Consider the following 17,807-nt stretch of genomic DNA (forward strand, 5'->3'; position numbering starts at 1 on the left):
GTGGCGACCACCACAACGCCTCATTCCGCAGGCGCGGCGAGCGGCTCGGGTGCCGAGCGGCGGCGCAGCCGGTCGATCAAGAGGTAGATCACCGGCGTGGTGTAGAGCGTCAGGATCTGCGACACCAGCAGGCCGCCGATGATGGTGATGCCGAGCGGACGGCGCAGCTCGGTGCCGGGGCCGGTCGCGATCACCAGCGGCAGGCCGGCGAACAGCGCCGCGAGCGTCGTCATCAGGATCGGGCGGAAGCGCACCCGGCAGGCCTCGAAGATCGCATCCGCCGAGGACATGCCGCGCTGGCGCTCCGCCTCGAGCGCGAAGTCGACCAGCATGATGCCGTTCTTCTTGACGATGCCGATCAAGAGGATGATGCCGACGAAGGCGATGACCGTCAGCGGCGTACCCGTGACCTGGAGCGCCAAAAGCGCGCCGAGCCCCGCCGACGGCAAGGTCGAGATGATGGTCAGCGGATGCGCCAGGCTCTCATAGAGCACGCCGAGCACGATATACATCGCGACCAGGGCCGACAGGATCAGGAGCGGCTGGCGGCCGTTGCCCTTGTTGAAGTCGCCGGCATTGCCGTCGAAGCCGCCGCGGATGCCTTCGGGCATATGCAGCTCGTCCACCGCGCGCTGGATATTGGCCGTGGCCGCCTGCAGCGGCACGTCGGGCAGCAGGTTGAACGACACGGTGGTCGATGGGAACGCTTGCGAATGGAAGACGGCGAGCGGCGACAGCCCACGCTCGGCCTTGACCAGCGCAGACAGCGGGATCTGCGCGTCCCCTGCCCCCGCAACATAGATGCGGGCGAGATTGGATGGATCGGTCTGGAATTTCGGATCGATCTCCAGCACCACCATGTACTGGTTGCGCTGGCTGTAGACGATCGAGATCTGGCGCTGCGCGAACGCATTGTTCAGCGCGTTGTCGATGTCCTGCACGCGGACGCCGAGGCTCGCCGCCTTCTGCCGATCGATCTTGAGCGCGAGCTGCAAGCCGCCGGGATCGCGGTCGCTGGAGATGTCGGTGATGCCCTCCACCGTCTCCAGCCGCTTGGCGACGATCGGCGCCCATTTCTGCAGGAGATCGAGGTCCGGACTGCTCAGCGTGTACTGATAGTCGGAATCGCTCTGCCGGCCGCCGGCGCGGACGTCCTGCGCGGCGAACATGAAGAGACGGATGCCTGGCACCATCGCAAGGCTGCGCCGGAGCCGGTTGATCACGAGTTCGGTCGAGACGCCCTCGCGCTCCGCCGGCGGCTTGAGATTGATGAACATGGTTCCGCGATTCGACGTCGCTCCACCCGGCCCGCCGCCGCCGCCGATCGTCGAGCCGAGGCCGGCGACCGCGGGGTCGGCCATCACGATGTCCGCGAGCCGCTGCTGCAGCGCCAGCATCGACTGAAACGAGATGTCCGCGGATGCGCGCGTCGCGCCGATGATGAAGCCGGAATCGTCGGTCGGGAAATAGCCCTTGGGTACCTTGATGTAGAGCGTGACCGTGAGCGCGATGGTGGCGAAGAACACCAGCAGGGTCAGAAACGGGTAGAGCAGCACGCCGCGCAGGGTCCAGGTATAGAACCGCACCATGCCGGACAACGTGCCCTCGACGATGCGGTCGAACAAGGTCGCGCGATCGGACAAGGTCTCCTTGATGTAATGCGCGCAGATCATCGGCGTGACCGTCAGCGACACCAGCGTCGAGACCACGATCGCAAAGGTCAGCGTCAGCGAGAACTCGCGCAGCAGCCGGCCGACGACGCCGTCCATGAAGATCAGCGGCACGAAGGCCGCGACCAGCGACAGGCTGATCGACAACACCGTGAAGCCGATCTGCCGGGCGCCGTCGAGCGCCGCGCGCATCGGCGACAGGCCGTGTTCGAGATTGCGGTACATGTTCTCGATCATGACGATGGCATCGTCGACGACGAAGCCGACGGAGATCGCCAGCGCCATCAGCGAGAGATTGTCGATCGAGAAGCCCGCGAGCCACATCGCGGCGCAGGTGCCGGCCAGCGCCAGCGGCACCGAGACCCCGGCCGCCACCGTCGGCACCAGACGCCGCAGGAAGACGAACACGACCACCATGACCAGCACCGCAGTCGCGAGCAGCGTCCACTGCATGTCCTCGACCGAGGCGCGGATGGTGCCGGTGCGGTCGATCAGGGTCGAGATCTCGATTCCCGCCGGGATCCACTGCTTGAGCTCGGGGATCAGCGCCTTGACCCGGTCGACGGTCTCGATGACGTTGGCGTCGCCCTGCTTGGCGATCTGGATCAGCACCGCCGGCTGCTTGTTGAACCACGCGATCGAGCGCACGTTGCGGACGGAATCCTCGACGTCGGCGACATCGGCCAGCCGCACGAAGCTGCCATTGCTGCTCTTGATCAGGATGTCGCGGAATTCGGCCGCGGTGCGCATCTGCCTGTTGACCGCGATGGTCTCGCTCTGCCGTCCGCCCTCGAAGATGCCGACCGGGCCGATGGGGTTGGCATTAATGATGGCGGTCCTGACATCGTCGGTCGCGATGCCGGCATTGGCGAGCGAAACCGGATTGAGCGCGATGCGCACGGCCGGCTGATCGGCGCCGCTGACGGTGACGTTGCCGACCCCCGGCACCTGGAACAGGCGCTGCGCCAGCACGGTGTCGGCAACGTCGTACATCGCACTCGGCGTCATCGTCTTCGAGGTCAGCGCGAGCACGAATACGGGCGCGGCAGCCGTGTTCGCTTTCCGGAAGCGCGGCAGCGCCGGCAGGTCGCTCGGCAGGTCCGACAACGCGGCGTTGATCGCCGCCTGGACATCGCGCGCCGCCTTATCGATGTCGCGGCCGATCGCGAACTGGATCTGGATGTTGGTCTGCCCCAGCGAGCTGGTCGAGGTGATCTGGTCGACGCCCGCGATCTCGCCAAGTCGCCGCTCCAAGGGCGCCGCCACCGTCGCCGCCATCACCGAGGGATCGGCGCCGGGCCGCGATGCGCTGACGAAGATCGACGGGAAATCGACATTCGGGACCGGCGCCACCGGGAGAAAGATGTAGGCAACGAATCCGACCAGGAACAGGCCGATCGACAGCAAGGTCGTGCCGACCGGCCGGCGAATGAAGGGTTCGGAGATCGAGGCCATCACTGGATGCCTTCGGTGGCGCCCGCGATCGGCGGCGACGGCAAATCGGGCGCGGGCGGCAGCGCGCGCTCGAAGCGGCGGTTGATGCGGTCGAGCGCGAGGTAGATCACGGGCGTCGTATACAGCGTCAACAGCTGGCTGAGCAGCAGGCCGCCGATGATGGAGATGCCGAGCGGGAAGCGCAGCTCCGAGCCGGTGCCGCTCTCGATCGCCAGCGGCAGCGCGCCGAACAGCGCGGCCAGCGTCGTCATCATGATCGGACGGAAGCGCAGCAGGCACGCCTGCACGATGGCGTCGGTGGGCGTACGGCTCTCGTGCCGCTCGGCCTCCAGCGCGAAGTCGATCATCATGATCGCGTTCTTCTTGACGATGCCCATCAAGAGGATGATGCCGATCAGGCCGATCACCGAGAGATCCTGGCCGAACAGCAGCAGCGCCAGGATGGCGCCGACGCCGGCGGACGGCAGTGTCGAGAGGATCGTGATCGGATGGATGTAGCTCTCGTAGAGCACGCCGAGCACGATGTAGATCGTGATGACGGCGGCGAGCAGCAGCCAGGGCTGTCCGGCGAGCGACTTGGCGAACTCGGCGGCGTCGCCCGAGTACACGCCGATGATGCTGCCGGGCATGCCGATGCGGGCCTCGGTGGCGTGGAGCGCGTCGACCGCCTCGCTCAGCGCGGCGCCGGGCGCGAGGTTGAAGCTGAGCGAGACCGCCGGGAATTGCGCCTGGTGCGAGATCGCGAGCGGCGTCGTGGTGCGCTTGAGGGTGGCCACGGCCGACAGCGGCACCTGGCCGCCTGCACCCGGCAGATAGAGTTTCGACAGGATCGAAGGATCGCGCTGATACATCGGCAATGCCTCCAGCACTACACGGTACTGGTTGGCCTGGCCGTAGATCGTCGAAATCTGGCGTTGGGCGAACGCGTCGTTGAGCGTGTCGGTCACGGCCTGCAGGCTGACGCCGAGCTGGCCCGCGCGCTGGCGATCGATCGTCAGTTCGGCCCGCAGGCCGCCCTCTTGCGCTTCGGAGGAAACGTCGCGGAACAGCGGATCGCGCCGCATCTCGGCAACCAGCCGCCCTGCCCACTTCGACACCTCGCCGGCATCAGCACCGGTCAGCGTGTACTGATATTGCGAGCGGCTCGCCTGCGTCGAGATCTGGACGTCCTGGACCGGCTGGAAGTACACGGTCATGCCGGGGACGCCCGAGACCTTCTGCTTCAGCCGGTCGATGACCGTGGCCACGCCGTCCTTGCGTTCGCCAAGCGGCTTCAAGGTCATGACGAGGCGGCCGACATTGGTGGTCGGGTTGACCGATCCGGCGCCGATCACCGAGACGACGCCGATGACGTCGGGATCGGCCTGGATCGCCGCCGAAATCTCCGCCTGCCGTCGGCTCATTTCCGTGAACGACACGTCCGGCCCGGCTTCGGTCACGGCGGTGATCGAGCCGGTGTCCTGCATTGGCAGGAAGCCTTTGGGCGCGAGGATGTAGAGCGCGAGCGTGGCTGCCAGCGTCGCGAAGGTCACGACCAGCGTCTCGGTCTGGCGCTCCAGCACCCACAGCAGGCTGCGGTGATACACGGCCACGGTGCGGTCGATGAAGCGGCTGATCGCGTTCAGCCCCGGCAGCACCCATTCATCGCTTGCATGCTTCAGCAGCCGCGAGCACATCATCGGCGTCAGGGTCAGCGACACCACCGCCGATGTCACGACTGCAATCGTGAGTGTCAGCGCGAACTCGCGGAACATGCGGCCGACCAGGCCCGACATGAACAAGAGCGGGATGAACACCGCGATCAGCGACACCGTCAGCGAGATCACCGTGAAGCCGATCTCGCGCGCTCCGCGCAGCGAGGCGTTCATCGCGCTCTCGCCATCCTCCATGTGACGCACGATGTTCTCGATCATCACGATGGCGTCGTCGACGACGAAACCCGTGCCGATCGTGAGCGCCATCAGCGAGAGATTGTCGAGGCTGAAGCCGGCGAAATACATCACGCCGAAGCTCGTGATCAGCGACAGCGGCAGCGCCACGCCGGCAATGATCGTGGCGCGCATGGATCGCAGGAACAGCAGCACCACCAGCGTCACCAGCACCACGCTGAGCACCAGGGTGAACTGCACGTGATGCACCGAGGCCCGGATGGTCACCGTGCGGTCACTGACGATGGCGAGCTTCACGCCAGCCGGGATCGTTCGCTGCAGCTTGGGAATTTCCGCCCTGATCTGCCGGACCACCTCGATGACATTGGCGCCGGGCTGTCGCTGGATGTCCAGGATCACGGACGGGACGCCCTGGTACCAGCCGCCGGTGCGATCGTTCTCCAGCCCGTCCACGATCGTCGCGACATCGCCGATCGTGACCGGCGAGCCGTTGCGATAGGCGATGATGATCGGCTTGTAGGCGTCGGCGGCGGCGATCTGATCGTTCGCCGTGATCAGATAGGCCTGCTGCGCGCCGTCCAGCGAGCCTTTCGGACCGGAGACATTGGCGCCGGCAATGGCCGCTCGCAGATCCTCCATCGAGATGCCGTAGGCGGCGAGCCGGGCCAGATCGGCCTGCACCCGTACGGCGGGCTTCAATCCGCCGAGCACCGACACGCGGCCGACGCCGGAGACCTGGCTCAGCCGCTGCGCCAGGATGGTGTCGGCCATGTCGCTCATGGCGCGCAACGAGATCGTCTCCGACGTGAGGGCGAGCGTCATCACCGGCGCGTCGGCGGGATTGACCTTGGCGTAGGTCGGTGGATAGGGCAGCGACTTCGGCAGCACGCCGGCCGCGGCATTGATCGCGGCCTGGACGTCCTGCGTCGCGCCGTCGATGTCACGGCCGAGATCGAACTGCAGCGAGATCTGGCTGACGCCGAACGAGCTGGTCGAGTTCATGACCGACAGCGATGGAATCTGGCCGAGCTGCCGCTCCAGCGGCGCGGTGATCAGCGAGGCGATCACGTCGGGGCTCGCGCCGGGCAGCTGGGTCGTGACCTGCACCGTCGGAAAATCGACCTGCGGCAGCGCCGAGACCGGCAGCGCGAGATAGCCGAGCAGCCCGCCGATCAAGAGCGCGACGCCGAGCAGCGAGGTTGCGATCGGGCGGCGGATGAAGGGTTCGGAGACGCTCATCGCGACAAGCCCCTCACTCTGTCGATCGCGTCATGGCTGCGGCCTCGCGCCACGCCCCTGCTCGCCACTTCCCTGAGGCGGGTTGCCGGCATCGCCCTGGCCATCGGCGGCCGGTCGCCGGCGACGCTCGCCGTCCTTCGGCGCACCTTCAGCCGGTGCACCGCCTTCCTTCGCCTGGTCCTTTGTTTGATCCTTGCCTTGCGGGTTGCGGCCGCGCTTGCGCGGCGCGAGATCGGCCTGCGGCGCCTGGTCGGCGCGGCCGACCACGACCTTGGCGCCATCGGCGAGATTGGCGAAGCCGGTCGTGATGACGCGATCGGACGGGCTCAAGCCGCTCGCGATCACCGCCTCGCTTTCGTTCTGCTGCACCACCGTCACCGGATGCGCCGACGCGATATCGCCCTCGCCGATCACGTAGCTGAAAGTGCCCGCAGGTCCCCGCTGCACGGCCGAGGTCGGCACCGTCAGCGCCTGCCTCAGCGTCTCGACCTTGAGGCGGACATTGACGAACTGGCCGGGCCAGAGCTGGAACTTGGTGTTGGGAAACTCCGCCTTCAGCTTCAACGTACCGGTGGTCTGGTCGACCTGGTTGTCGATGCCGCGCAACGTGCCGGTATCGATCACCGTGACACCGTCATTGCCGAACACGTCGACCGCGAGCGGTCCCTTGGCGGCGGCGGCATTGACCCGCATGATCTGCTGCTGCGGCAGGCTGAACTGGACCGCGATCGGCTGCAACTGGGTGATGACGACGAGGCCGGTCGTGTCGGCGGAGTGGATGATGTTGCCCTGATCGACCTGACGCAGGCCGGCGCGCCCCGCGATCGGCGCCACGATCTTGGTGTAGCTCAAGGTCGCCGCGGCATTGTCGATGGCGGCCTGGTCGGCCTTGATCAGCGCCTGTTGCTGCGCGACGACCGCGCGCTGCGTATCGGCCTGTTGCTTGGAGCCAGCACTGCTTGCGGCGAGCTGCTCATAGCGGGCGAGATCGAGCTTCTGGTTGGCGAGCTGCGCCTCGTCCTGCGCCTTCTTGGCAACCGCCTGGTCGTATTGCGCCTGATAGATCGCCGGATCGATCTCGGCGAGCACATCGCCTTTCTTGACGTCCTGCCCCTCGACGAAATTGACCGCGATCAGCTTGCCGTCGACCTGCGACCGCACCGTCACCGTGTTCAGCGCACGCACCGAGCCGACGCCGTCGAGATAGACCGGCACGTCCTTGATGACGGGCGATGCTGCGAGAACGGGGACCGGCAGGTCGGGCCGCGCAAAGCGGTTATTGGCCTGCTGCTTCTGCTGCATCGCCGACCAGCCGATATAGCCGAGGCCTCCGAGGATCAGCAGCGTGATCGTGATCGACACTAGCCGCCGGGCGACGCTCGAGCGCGCCCGCTTCACGGCCCCTGCTCCCTTCTCGTCCGGTTTAAAGAGCATCGGCCGACTTCTCCATGCGCGGCTCCCAGCCGCCGCCGAGCGCCTGGTACAGGCTCACGAACGCCTGCAGACGTGCCAGCTGCGCCTGCCATAGCGCGTCCTCGGCCTGAAACAGCGTCAATTGGGTATTCAAGACAGTCACGATATCGGCAGTTCCCGCGCGCAATTGCTGCTCGGAGAGCTGGAAGGCCCGGCGAGACGCGGCGACGACCTCGCGCTGCAATTGCAGGCGGATCGTGGTCTGCTTGATCGAGAACAGCGCGTTGTTGACGTCGGTGAACGCCTGAATGACCGTCTTGCGATAGGTCTGCAGCAGTTCATCCTGGCGTGCCTTGGCATTCTCGAAATTGCCGAGGATCTTGCCGCCGTCGAAGATCGGCTGCGTCAGGCTGCCGGCCAGGCTGAAGAAGGCTGCATGCGGCTGAAACAGCGAGACGAGCGCGGCGCTCTGGTAGCCGCCATTGCCGGTCAGCTGGATGCTCGGGAAGAACTGCGCCCGGGCGCTGCCGACATTGGCCGTGGCGGAGGCCAGCTGCGCCTCCTGGCGACGGATGTCCGGCCGCTGCGTCAACAGCTCCGACGGCAGCCCGGGCGTGACGCGCGGGGTCCTGATCTGATCGAGCGAGCCACCGCTGATACGAATGCCCTCGGGCGACCGGGAGACCAGCACGGCGAGCGCATTGACGTTCTGATCGAGCGTCTGGCGCAACGGCGGCACCGCGGCCTTCTGGTTGGCGAGCACGCTCTCCTGCTGGGCGACGTCGAGATCATTGCCGGTGCCGGCCTTCTGCCGCTCGCGGATGGCGTCGAGCACGCGCGAGGCGCTGGCGATGTTGCGCTCGGCGGTGCGAATCCGGTCCTGCGCCGCAAGCACCTGGAAGTAGGCATTGGCGACGGTTGCGAGCGTCGTCAGCTGGGTGACGTCGCGGTCGAAACGGTTGGCGACCGCAGTCTCCTCGGCGGCCTGCAGCGCATCGCGGTTCTGGCCGAAGAAGTCGAGCTGATAGCTTGCCGAGAGCGACGCCTGATAATTGACGGTCTCTCGGCCCCCATTGGTGAGCCCGCTCGCGCTCGAGCCTGACGTGCGCGAGTAGGTCTCCTGCCCCGTCCCCGACAGGCTCGGCAGCAACGCGGCTCCCGCCTGACGCGCCAGCGCGTCGGCCTGCCTGAACCTTGCCACGGCCGCAGCGATGTCGAGGTTGACGCTCTGCGCCTCCTCCATCAGCTGGGTCAGCTCACGCGAGCCGAAGCCTCGCCACCAGTCCAGCGTCGGCGGCGCCGTCGTGTCGGCGCCGGAGGCGGACTTGTAGCGCCTGGGCAGATCGAGGGCCGGATCGGGAATATCCTGCGTCAAGAGGCAGCCGGCGGAGCTCGCGGCCAGACCGATGGCCGCGATCCAGCGGGCGAAATGTCGCAGGCTGAGCTGCGCATGAGGCGCCCGCTTGCCGGCGACGGTCCGCGTGTCAGCGGACGCGCGGCAAGGCTCGTCGACGGCAATTCCCACTGTGGACACTGGCGTGATGCTTCCCTGTAGCTTGGGAATCATTCTAGCCGGCCGCCAAGGCGGCGGACAGCCCTGCACCCGCCCCGTCCCCCGGCAGCGACGGCTCAGATGCGAACGCCGGAATCGACGAATCGCCCGTAATTCAGCGGGGATGCGTGCGCGCGAGGTCACGAATCGGTAGCGACTGCCTTACCAAGATTTCATCTGTTACGGGCCATTTTGAGCAGGGTGTGACGCGGGGAGCGCGCTCTGAAACCCATTGCTGGCGGCTCCGTAACTTGCACGTGAACTTCAGGGGGGCATTCATGCGAGTTGCGGTGGTTGGAACAGGAATTGCGGGGAATGCCGCGGCCTGGTCCTTGGCGAAGCGTTATCCGATCACCGTGTACGAGCGCGACATCCGTCCAGGCGGCCACAGCCACACCGTCACGATCGACTATGGCGGCACCCCTGTTTCGGTCGATATCGGCTTCATCGTCTACAATGAGCTGAATTATCCCGAGTTGACGGCGCTGTTCGATCATCTCGGCGTCGAGACCGTCGATAGCAGCATGAGCTTCGCCGTCACGGCGGATGCCGGCCGGTTCGAATGGAAGGGCGGCGGCAATACCTGGCTCGACACCGCCAAAGGGCTGTTCGCGCAGCCAAGCAACCTGCTGTCGACGTCATATCTCTGGATGCTGAGGGACATCCTCACCTTCAACGAGCAGAGCACCGCCGACTTCAAGGCCGGCCGCCTGGCGGGGCTCACGCTCGGCGATTATTTTCGCCGCAACCATTTCGCCCCGCGCCTGCTGACCGATTATTTGGCGCCGATGGGCGCCGCGATCTGGTCGGCGCCGGCCTCCGAAATGCTGGATTTTCCGGCTGAAAACTTCGTGGCCTTCTTCAGCAACCATCGCTTGCTGCAATATGACCGTCCGGTCTGGCGTACGGTGAAGGGCGGCAGCCGCAGCTATGTCGACAAGCTGACGGCGAGCTTCCGCAACCATGTCAGGCTTGGCAGCGCCGTCACGCGCATCGAGCGCACATCTCATGGTGTCGTCGTCGAGGATAGCAGTGGTCATCGCGACAGCTATGATCACGTCGTCATCGCGGCTCATAGCGACCAGGCGCTCGCCATGCTTGCCGACGCCGACGAGCACGAGCGCGGCGTGCTCGGTGCGATCAAGTACTCGCCCAACACGATCTACCTCCACCGCGATGCCAGGCTGATGCCAAAGCGGCGGCGCGCCTGGGCGTCGTGGAATTTCCTGCGCTGGCAGCGCGAGGGCGTTCCGCTGAACGACGTCGCTGTGACCTATTGGATGAACAATCTGCAGGGCATCGACCACGATAAGCCGCTGTTTGTCAGCCTCAACCCTCCCTTCGCTCCGGAGCCGGAACTGACTTTCGGCAAATATGTCTGCGAGCATCCGCAATACACCGCTGCCGCCTTTGCGGCGCAGAAGCGTCTGGCGGCGATTCAGGGGCAGCGCCACACCTGGTTCTGCGGGGCCTGGACGGGTTATGGTTTCCACGAGGACGGGCTGCGCTCGGGGCTCGCGGTGGCGGAGGCACTCGGCGCGACCGTCCCGTGGCGCGGACTTCCCGCCGAGCTTGCCGAAGCCGCGGAATAGGCACGAAATGGATATCGACCAACCGGGAGATCGAGGCGCGGCGGCCACACTCTACGTCGGCGAGGTGATGCATGCCCGGATGCGGCCGACGACGCATCGCTTCCAGTACCGCGTCATGAGCCTGCTGATCGATCTCGGCCGACTTGACGAGGCGAACCGGCAGTCAGCTCTGTTCGGGGTCAACCGTCGCGCGCTGTACAGTTTTCACGAAAGCGATCATGGCCGCCGCGACGGCTCCTCGCTGCTGGCCTATGCGCAGGCCTGCGCGGCGGATCACGGCGTCGACCTCACCGGCGGACGCGTTCTCTTGCTATGCTATCCGCGGCTGCTCGGCTACGTCTTCAATCCGCTCTCCGTGTATTTCTGCTATCGCCACGACGGCAGCCTGGCCCTGATGATCTACGAAGTCCGCAACACGTTCGGCGAGATCAATCCCTACGTGCTGCCGGTCGCGCCAGGCGAGCTCACCGAGGCCGGTCTGCGCCAGGAGCAGGACAAGACCTTCTACGTCTCGCCCTTCATCGACATGGCGATGCGGTATCATTTCCGGGTCATGCCACCGGGCGACAATGTGAAGTTGCGGATTCTGGAGACCGGGGCCGATGGTCCGCTGCTAGCTGCCACCTTCTTCGGCCGCCGCCGCAGCCTGACCTCGCGCTCTCTTCTCGCGGCCTTCGGCTCCCTGCCCCTGGTGACCCTGAAGATCTTCGGCGCCATCCATTGGGAGGCGCTGCGGCTCTGGATCAAGGGCGTCCGCCTCGTTCCGCGCGGCGACATGGTCGGTCCGGGAACCGATACCGGCTTGGCGAGAAACGACAGCCACGCTTATATATCGCAGCGCTGACCGGAAACGGCGGCGCGCTCTGCCCGGGCCACCCGTCCAGAAGGCGCCTCATCGGCAGCCGTGCGGGCGGCGCGGGGGTAGAGCCGATTGCGTAAATGGACCTGCCATGCCGGACGTCATCCCCGTCACCCCTGACAGCATCGACAAGGTGCTTGCCGATCTGCCTCGTCTGCCCCGTCTCGCCCTCGGCTTCGGCTCGCGGCTGCGAAAGGGCACGCTCGACGTGACGCTGCCCGATGGCCGCATCGTCCGGCTCGGCGGTGTCGAGCCGGGGCCGGCAGCGGCCATGATCCTCGCCAATTACGGCTTCGCCTCCGGCATCATCAACGGCGGCGACATCGGCATCGCCGAAGCGTATCTCAATGGCGACTGGGATACGCCGGACCTGACGCAGTTTCTCTATCTGTTCTGCGTCAACCAGCATTTGCTGCAGTCGATGCTGGCGGACAAGCCGTTGATCCGGCTTGCCCAGTTGGTGCGGCACTGGTTCAACCGCAACACCAAGCGGCAGGCCAAGCGCAACATCTACGCCCATTACGACATCGGCAATTCGTTCTACTCGGCGTGGCTCGACCCCAGCATGACCTATTCCTCGGCCCTGTTCGAGGAGCACACCACGGATCTGACGGCTGCCCAGGCCAACAAGTACAAGCGGCTGGCGGAGGCGATCGACCTGAAGCCCGGCCAGAAGCTCCTGGAGATCGGCTGCGGCTGGGGCGGCTTCGCGGAGTATGTGGCGAAGACGTTCAACGCGAAGGTCGTGGGTTTGACGATCAGCGAGCAGCAGCGCGATTTCGCGCAGCGCCGCATCCACGAGGCCGGCCTTGCCGAGAAGGTCGAGATCCGGCTGCAGGATTATCGCGACGAGCGCGACCGCTACGATCGCATCGCCTCGATCGAGATGATCGAGGCCGTCGGCGAAGAGTTCTGGCCAAAATATTTTTCGCAGCTGCGAGACCGTCTGCTCCCGGGCGGCCTTGCCGGTGTCCAGGCCATTACCATTCAGGACAGCCTGTTTCACCACTACCGGCGCGAGGTCGACTTCATCCAGCGCTACGTTTTTCCCGGCGGCATGCTGCCGACGCCGCAGATCCTGAAGTCGCTTGGCGAACGGTTTGGCATCCCCGTCATTCGCGAGCGAATTTTTGGGGAAGATTATGCCAAGACGCTGGCGATCTGGCGCAACAATTTTCGCGCGGCCTGGCCGGATCTGACGCCGGCGGGATTCGACGAGCGCTTCCGCCGGCTGTGGGAGTACTATCTGTCGTACTGCGAAGCAGGTTTCCTGTCAGGGAACATCGACGTGCGCCAGGTGGTGTTTGCCAAATCCGGGGCATAGTGCCGCTGGCTTACGCAGCACTGGAGACTAGGCTAGGGTCTTCCTAGATCTGCTCTTAAGGAAGCTGCCCAAGGTATTTGCAATATGACCATTAGAAACGACGTCGTCGCGGCGATCGGCAACACGCCCCTGATCAAGCTCACGCGCGCCTCGGAGGCGACCGGCTGCACCATCCTCGGCAAGGCCGAGTTCATGAACCCCGGCCAGTCGGTCAAGGATCGCGCCGGCAAATGGATGATCCTGGAGGCCGAGAAGCGCGGCGATCTCAAGCCGGGCGGCCTCGTCGTGGAGTCAACGGCCGGCAACACCGGCATCGGTCTTGCCGTGGTCGCCAATGCCCGTGGCTATCGCACGCTGATCGTGATTCCGGAGACGCAGAGCCAGGAAAAGAAGGACATGCTGCGGATGTGCGGTGCCGATCTCGTCGAGGTCCCGGCTCTGCCGTTCAACAACCCGAACAATTACGCCCATGTCGGCCGCCGGCTTGCCGACGAGTTGCGCAAGAGCGAGCCGAACGGCGTGCTGTTCGCCGACCAGTGGAACAACCTCGACAACGCCAAGGCGCATTACGAGTCGACCGGTCCGGAGATCTGGGAGCAGACCGGCGGCAAGGTCGACGGCTTCGTCTGCGCGGTCGGCACCGGCGGCACGCTGGCCGGCACCAGCCGCTATCTGAAGGAGAAAAACGCCGGCATCGTCACAGCCTGCGCCGATCCGCACGGCTTTGCGATGTACAACTGGTTCAAGAACCGCGAGGTCAAGTCCACGCCGGGCGATTCCATCACCGAGGGCATCGGCATCGGCCGGGTCACGCCGGTGATCGAGACCGCCAAGGTCGATACCGCGTTCCTGATCTCCGATGAGGACGCGGTCAACACCATCTACGATCTGCTGCAGCACGAAGGCCTGTGCCTGGGCGGCTCGAGCGGCGTCAATATCGCCGGCGCGGTGCAGCTCGCCAAGCAGCTTGGGCCCGGCCACACCATCGTGACCATCCTGTGCGACCCGGGCAACCGCTATCAGTCGAAGCTGTACAATCCGGAGTTCATGCGGTCGAAGAACCTGCCCGTGCCGGAATGGCTGGAGCGGCGCAGCGGCATCAAGCCGCCATTCGTGTGAGAGCGAATAGCGAATAGCGAGTAGCGAGTAGCGAGTAGCGAGTAGCGAGTAGCGAGTAGCGAGCAGATACTGCTCGCTGACGGGGCATCAACCCCTATTCGCTACGCCCCATTGCCATTCGCCCTGTTCTCAATGCCGCAGGATCTGGCTGAGGAACAGCTTGCTGCGCGCGTGCTGCGGGTTGGCAAAAAACTCTTCCGGCGTGTTCGACTCGATGATCTGCCCGGCGTCCATGAACACGACGCGGTTGGCGACCTCGCGGGCGAAGCCCATCTCGTGGGTCACCACCAGCATGGTCATGCCCTCCTTGGCGAGGTCGACCATGGTGTCGAGCACCTCCTTGACCATCTCGGGATCCAGCGCCGAGGTCGGCTCGTCGAACAGCATCACCTTGGGATTCATCGTCAGCGCCCGGGCGATCGCGACGCGCTGCTGCTGACCGCCCGACATCTGGCCCGGGTATTTCTGCGCCTGGTGCGGGATCTTGACCCGCTCCAGGAATTTCATCGCGGTCGCCTCGGCTTCCTTCTGCGGAATGTTGCGCACCCAGATCGGCGCCAAGGTGCAGTTCTCCAGCACGGTCAGATGCGGGAACAGATTGAAGCTCTGAAAAACCATGCCGACCTCGCGGCGCACCTCGTCGACGCGCTTGAGGTTCGGGCCGAGGTCGATGCCGTCGACATTGATCTCGCCCTCCTGGAACTCCTCCAGTGCATTGATGCAGCGGATCAGGGTCGACTTGCCGGAGCCCGAAGGCCCGCAGATCACGATGCGCTCGCCCTTGGCGACGGACAGGTTCACGTCCCGCAGCACGTGGAATTCGCCGTACCATTTGTTGAGCGCGGAGATGCTGACGATGGAGTTTGCAGCCATGGTTCGATGACTCGATGATCTCTGTTCAGTTACGCCGGTGCGCGTTCAGGCGGCGCTCGACCAGCAGGGAATAGCGTGACATGCCGAAGCAGAAGGCGAAGTAGATCAGGCCGGTGAAGGCGAAGCCGGTGAAGGCCGTGGTCGGCGTCGCCCAGACCGGATCCGCGAACGAGGCCTTGAGGCTGCCGAGCAGGTCAAACAGCGCCACGATCGACACCAGCGACGTATCCTTGAACAGCGAGATGAAGCTGTTGACGATGCCGGGAATGACGTGGCGGAGCGCCTGCGGCAGCACGATGAAGCTCGTGGTCTTCCACCAGGACAGGCCGAGCGCGCTCGCCGCCTCCGCCTGGCCGCGCGGGATCGCCTGCAGTCCGCCGCGGATCACCTCGGCCATGTAGGCGCCGGAGAACAGCGCGACGCCGATCAGCGCCCGCACCAGGCCGTCGATCCTGAGGTTGCCGGGCAGGAACAGCGGCAGCATGTAGGTCGCGAAGAACAGCACGGTGATCAGCGGCACGCCGCGCACCAGCTCGATGAAGGCGATCGAGAAGATCCTGATCAGCGGAATGGTCGAACGCCGGCCGAGCGCCAGCGCGATGCCGATCGGCATCGACGCGACGATGCCGATGACGGTGACGACCAGCGTCACCAGCATGCCGCCCCACAGCCTCGTATCGACGACCGGCAGGCCGCCGCGATCCAGGCCCATGACGGCGATCACGACCGCGATCCCGACGAAAGTCGCGATGGTGCCGATCACGCTGCGCAGCGCCCTGCTCCCGCCGCCGATGACGAACACCAGCGCCGAGACAGCGACCGCCGTAATGACGAGATCGGTCCACACCGGCTGCTGCGAGGCCTGCAGTTGATCACGCAGCCAGAGCAACGGCCAGATCACCAGCGAGGCCACCGTCCCGATCAGGACCACGAGCTTGCCCATGAGCCAGAACAGCATGCCGATCACGGGAACGCCGGCTCCGCTGCGGACCAAAGCATTGCCGGCGCTATCGACGCTCTCCGCGAACAGGGACAGGACGCTCGCCGTCCAGCTCACGCCGAAGCCCGAGAGGCCGCCGCCGTACAGCAGGAAGAAGGCGACCACTGGCAATGCGACCAGGAACAGACCGGCATTGAGAGTCTTCGCCGGCACGCTTCTGATCATCAGCGGCGCCAGCAGCGCAACGAACAGCACATAGGTCAGGTTCACACGCCAGCGCTGGGCCTCGGGGTAGAAGCCGTACATGAACTGGCTGAACTTCGCCGTGATGTACGGCCAGCACGCGCCGACCGGGTGACCGGCGTTCTGCGCCAGACAGGCCTCGCGATCCTTGCCGACCCAGACGGCGTCGACAAGCAGGAACTGCAGCGCTGGAATCACGGTGAACCAGATCAGCAACGCGCTCACCAGAGTGAGCAGGATGTTGGTCGGCGAGTTCAGCAGCTGCGTGCGAACGAAGCCGATGACGCCGGTGGTCTTGATCGGCGCGGGACGCTCGCCAGCCATGTCCTGGCGGATGAAGTTCGAGGCTGTGATGTCGGTCATGCGCGAAATCTCTTCATGCGCCAGAGGTCTTCGTCCCCGAGCCTGGTCATGCTCCAAGCCTCTTGCCCAGCCGCCAGCTGTAGAAGCTCATGATCGCGCTCGTGATCAGCGACATCGCGAGATAGACGCCCATCGTGATGCCGATGATCTCGATGGCCTGTCCGGTCTGGCTCATCGTCGTGCCGGCAAACACCGAGACCAGGTCGGGATAGCCGATCGCGACCGCGAGCGACGAGTTCTTGGTCAGGTTGAGATATTGGTTGGTCAGCGGCGGCAGGATCACCCGGAGCGCCTGCGGCACGACGATCAGGCGCAACACCGTGCCGCGGCTGAGACCGAGCGACAGGCCGGCCTCCATCTGTCCCTTGTGGACCGACAGGATGCCGCCACGCACCACCTCCGCGATGAAGGAGGCTGTGTACATGGTCAAGGCCAGCGTCAGCGCCACGAATTCAGGGATGATGCGCGAGCCGCCGGCGAAGTTGAAGCCCTTCAGCACCGGCACTTCGAACGCCACGGGAGCGCCGAACACAACCAAGGCCAGCAGCGGCAGGCCGATCAGCATTCCTAGCACATAGGGCCAGATCCGCATCGCATGTCCGCGGACGAACAATTCGCGTCGCGCATAGAACCGCAGGCCGATCGAGCCTGCGATCGCGACGCCGAGCGCGATCAGGAACGGCATCAGGCCCGGCTCCTCGATCGGGCGCGGAACGATGAAGCCGCGGTTATTGAGGAAGAAGGTCGAAAACACCGAGATGCTCTGGCGCGGTCCGGGCAAGGCGGCGAGCACGGCGAGATACCAGAACGTGATCTGAAACAGCAGCGGCAGATTACGGATCAGCTCGACATAGGCGCCGGCAACCCGCGACAGCAGGCCGTTCGGAGACAGACGGCCGAGCGCCACGATCAGGCCGAGGATGGTCGCCAGCACGATGCCGATCACCGAGACCAGCAGCGTGTTGAGAATGCCGACCATCAGCACGCGGCTGTAGCTGTCCGAGCCGGAGTAGCTGATCAGGGCCTGGTTCACGTCGAACCCGGCCGTGTTGTTGAGGAACCCGAAGCCCGACGTGATGCGCTGGGCGGCCAGGTTGCTGCGGGCGTTGGCGACGATCTCGTAGCCAACCCACACCAGGACTGCGACGAACAGGATCTGCAGGATGATGCCGTTCCATCCTGCCTTGCCCCCCAGCATGCGCTTCAAACGAAGCCCATATTGCGGAGGCGGTAGCCTCGCTTCGATACTCATTCGCCGCAGCCCCGATATCGTGCA

General features: G+C 65.3%; 11 protein-coding genes. 4 read left to right on the forward strand and 7 right to left on the reverse strand.

Features of this window, described 5'->3' with window-relative positions:
* Window positions 1–20: 20 nt before the first annotated feature.
* From BRADO_RS18230 to BRADO_RS18245, 4 genes are read right to left on the reverse strand one after another with little or no spacing between them, the layout of a single operon-like run.
* Window positions 21–3,125 carry an efflux RND transporter permease subunit gene (locus tag BRADO_RS18230; RefSeq protein WP_011926798.1) on the reverse strand — a complete coding sequence of 1,035 codons (3,105 nt, stop codon included), beginning with the start codon at window positions 3,123–3,125 and terminating at the stop codon, window positions 21–23.
* On the reverse strand, window positions 3,125–6,253 hold the full coding sequence (locus tag BRADO_RS18235) for an efflux RND transporter permease subunit (protein WP_011926799.1): 3,129 nt from the start codon (window positions 6,251–6,253) through the stop codon (window positions 3,125–3,127). Before BRADO_RS18235 ends, BRADO_RS18230 begins: the two co-directional genes overlap by 1 nt.
* A gap of 30 nt (window positions 6,254–6,283) precedes the next feature.
* Window positions 6,284–7,687: an efflux RND transporter periplasmic adaptor subunit gene (locus BRADO_RS18240; protein WP_011926800.1), complete on the reverse strand. Its 1,404-nt coding sequence runs from the start codon at window positions 7,685–7,687 to the stop codon at window positions 6,284–6,286.
* Window positions 7,677–9,200, reverse strand: coding sequence for an efflux transporter outer membrane subunit (locus BRADO_RS18245; RefSeq protein ID WP_011926801.1), 1,524 nt, complete (start codon window positions 9,198–9,200; stop codon window positions 7,677–7,679). The genes BRADO_RS18240 and BRADO_RS18245 overlap by 11 nt, the downstream gene beginning before the upstream one ends.
* 296 nt (window positions 9,201–9,496) lie before the next feature.
* On the opposite strand from BRADO_RS18245, the gene BRADO_RS18250 reads away from it, so the two are divergent.
* The 4 genes from BRADO_RS18250 to BRADO_RS18265 all read left to right on the forward strand — a co-directional run bounded on the left by BRADO_RS18250 (window position 9,497) and on the right by BRADO_RS18265 (window position 14,112).
* On the forward strand, window positions 9,497–10,810 hold the full coding sequence (locus tag BRADO_RS18250; protein WP_011926802.1) for an NAD(P)/FAD-dependent oxidoreductase: 1,314 nt from the start codon (window positions 9,497–9,499) through the stop codon (window positions 10,808–10,810).
* 7 nt (window positions 10,811–10,817) lie between these two features.
* Window positions 10,818–11,654 (forward strand): DUF1365 domain-containing protein, encoded by an 837-nt coding sequence (locus BRADO_RS18255; protein WP_011926803.1) that lies wholly within the window; start codon window positions 10,818–10,820, stop codon window positions 11,652–11,654.
* A 106-nt stretch (window positions 11,655–11,760) separates the two neighbouring features.
* Window positions 11,761–12,993 (forward strand): cyclopropane-fatty-acyl-phospholipid synthase family protein, encoded by a 1,233-nt coding sequence (locus tag BRADO_RS18260; protein WP_011926804.1) that lies wholly within the window; start codon window positions 11,761–11,763, stop codon window positions 12,991–12,993.
* Between the two features lie 84 nt (window positions 12,994–13,077).
* Window positions 13,078–14,112, forward strand: coding sequence for a cysteine synthase A (locus BRADO_RS18265; RefSeq protein ID WP_011926805.1), 1,035 nt, complete (start codon window positions 13,078–13,080; stop codon window positions 14,110–14,112).
* A 129-nt stretch (window positions 14,113–14,241) separates the two neighbouring features.
* On the opposite strand, the gene BRADO_RS18270 is transcribed toward BRADO_RS18265, so the two are convergent.
* The 3 genes from BRADO_RS18270 to BRADO_RS18280 are packed head-to-tail and all read right to left on the reverse strand — an operon-like array spanning window position 14,242 to window position 17,783.
* Window positions 14,242–14,985: an amino acid ABC transporter ATP-binding protein gene (locus BRADO_RS18270; RefSeq protein ID WP_011926806.1), complete on the reverse strand. Its 744-nt coding sequence runs from the start codon at window positions 14,983–14,985 to the stop codon at window positions 14,242–14,244.
* A 25-nt stretch (window positions 14,986–15,010) separates the two neighbouring features.
* Window positions 15,011–16,531: an amino acid ABC transporter permease gene (locus BRADO_RS18275; RefSeq protein WP_011926807.1), complete on the reverse strand. Its 1,521-nt coding sequence runs from the start codon at window positions 16,529–16,531 to the stop codon at window positions 15,011–15,013.
* A gap of 46 nt (window positions 16,532–16,577) precedes the next feature.
* Entirely contained in the window at window positions 16,578–17,783 is a 1,206-nt protein-coding gene (locus tag BRADO_RS18280; RefSeq protein WP_011926808.1) for an amino acid ABC transporter permease, read from the reverse strand.
* Between the last annotated feature and the right edge of the window lie 24 nt (window positions 17,784–17,807).

The organism is Bradyrhizobium sp. ORS 278 (assembly GCF_000026145.1).
Lineage (GTDB): Bacteria > Pseudomonadota > Alphaproteobacteria > Rhizobiales > Xanthobacteraceae > Bradyrhizobium.

Coding starts and splice junctions, on each gene's coding strand:
- BRADO_RS18270 (WP_011926806.1), bottom strand. CDS start 14,985: ATGGCTGCAAACTCCATCGTCAGCATCTCCGCGCTCAACAAATGGTAC.
- BRADO_RS18260 (WP_011926804.1), top strand. CDS start 11,761: ATGCCGGACGTCATCCCCGTCACCCCTGACAGCATCGACAAGGTGCTT.
- BRADO_RS18250 (WP_011926802.1), top strand. CDS start 9,497: ATGCGAGTTGCGGTGGTTGGAACAGGAATTGCGGGGAATGCCGCGGCC.
- BRADO_RS18235 (WP_011926799.1), bottom strand. CDS start 6,253: ATGAGCGTCTCCGAACCCTTCATCCGCCGCCCGATCGCAACCTCGCTG.
- BRADO_RS18230 (WP_011926798.1), bottom strand. CDS start 3,125: ATGGCCTCGATCTCCGAACCCTTCATTCGCCGGCCGGTCGGCACGACC.
- BRADO_RS18275 (WP_011926807.1), bottom strand. CDS start 16,531: ATGACCGACATCACAGCCTCGAACTTCATCCGCCAGGACATGGCTGGC.
- BRADO_RS18240 (WP_011926800.1), bottom strand. CDS start 7,687: ATGCTCTTTAAACCGGACGAGAAGGGAGCAGGGGCCGTGAAGCGGGCG.
- BRADO_RS18265 (WP_011926805.1), top strand. CDS start 13,078: ATGACCATTAGAAACGACGTCGTCGCGGCGATCGGCAACACGCCCCTG.
- BRADO_RS18255 (WP_011926803.1), top strand. CDS start 10,818: ATGGATATCGACCAACCGGGAGATCGAGGCGCGGCGGCCACACTCTAC.
- BRADO_RS18280 (WP_011926808.1), bottom strand. CDS start 17,783: ATGAGTATCGAAGCGAGGCTACCGCCTCCGCAATATGGGCTTCGTTTG.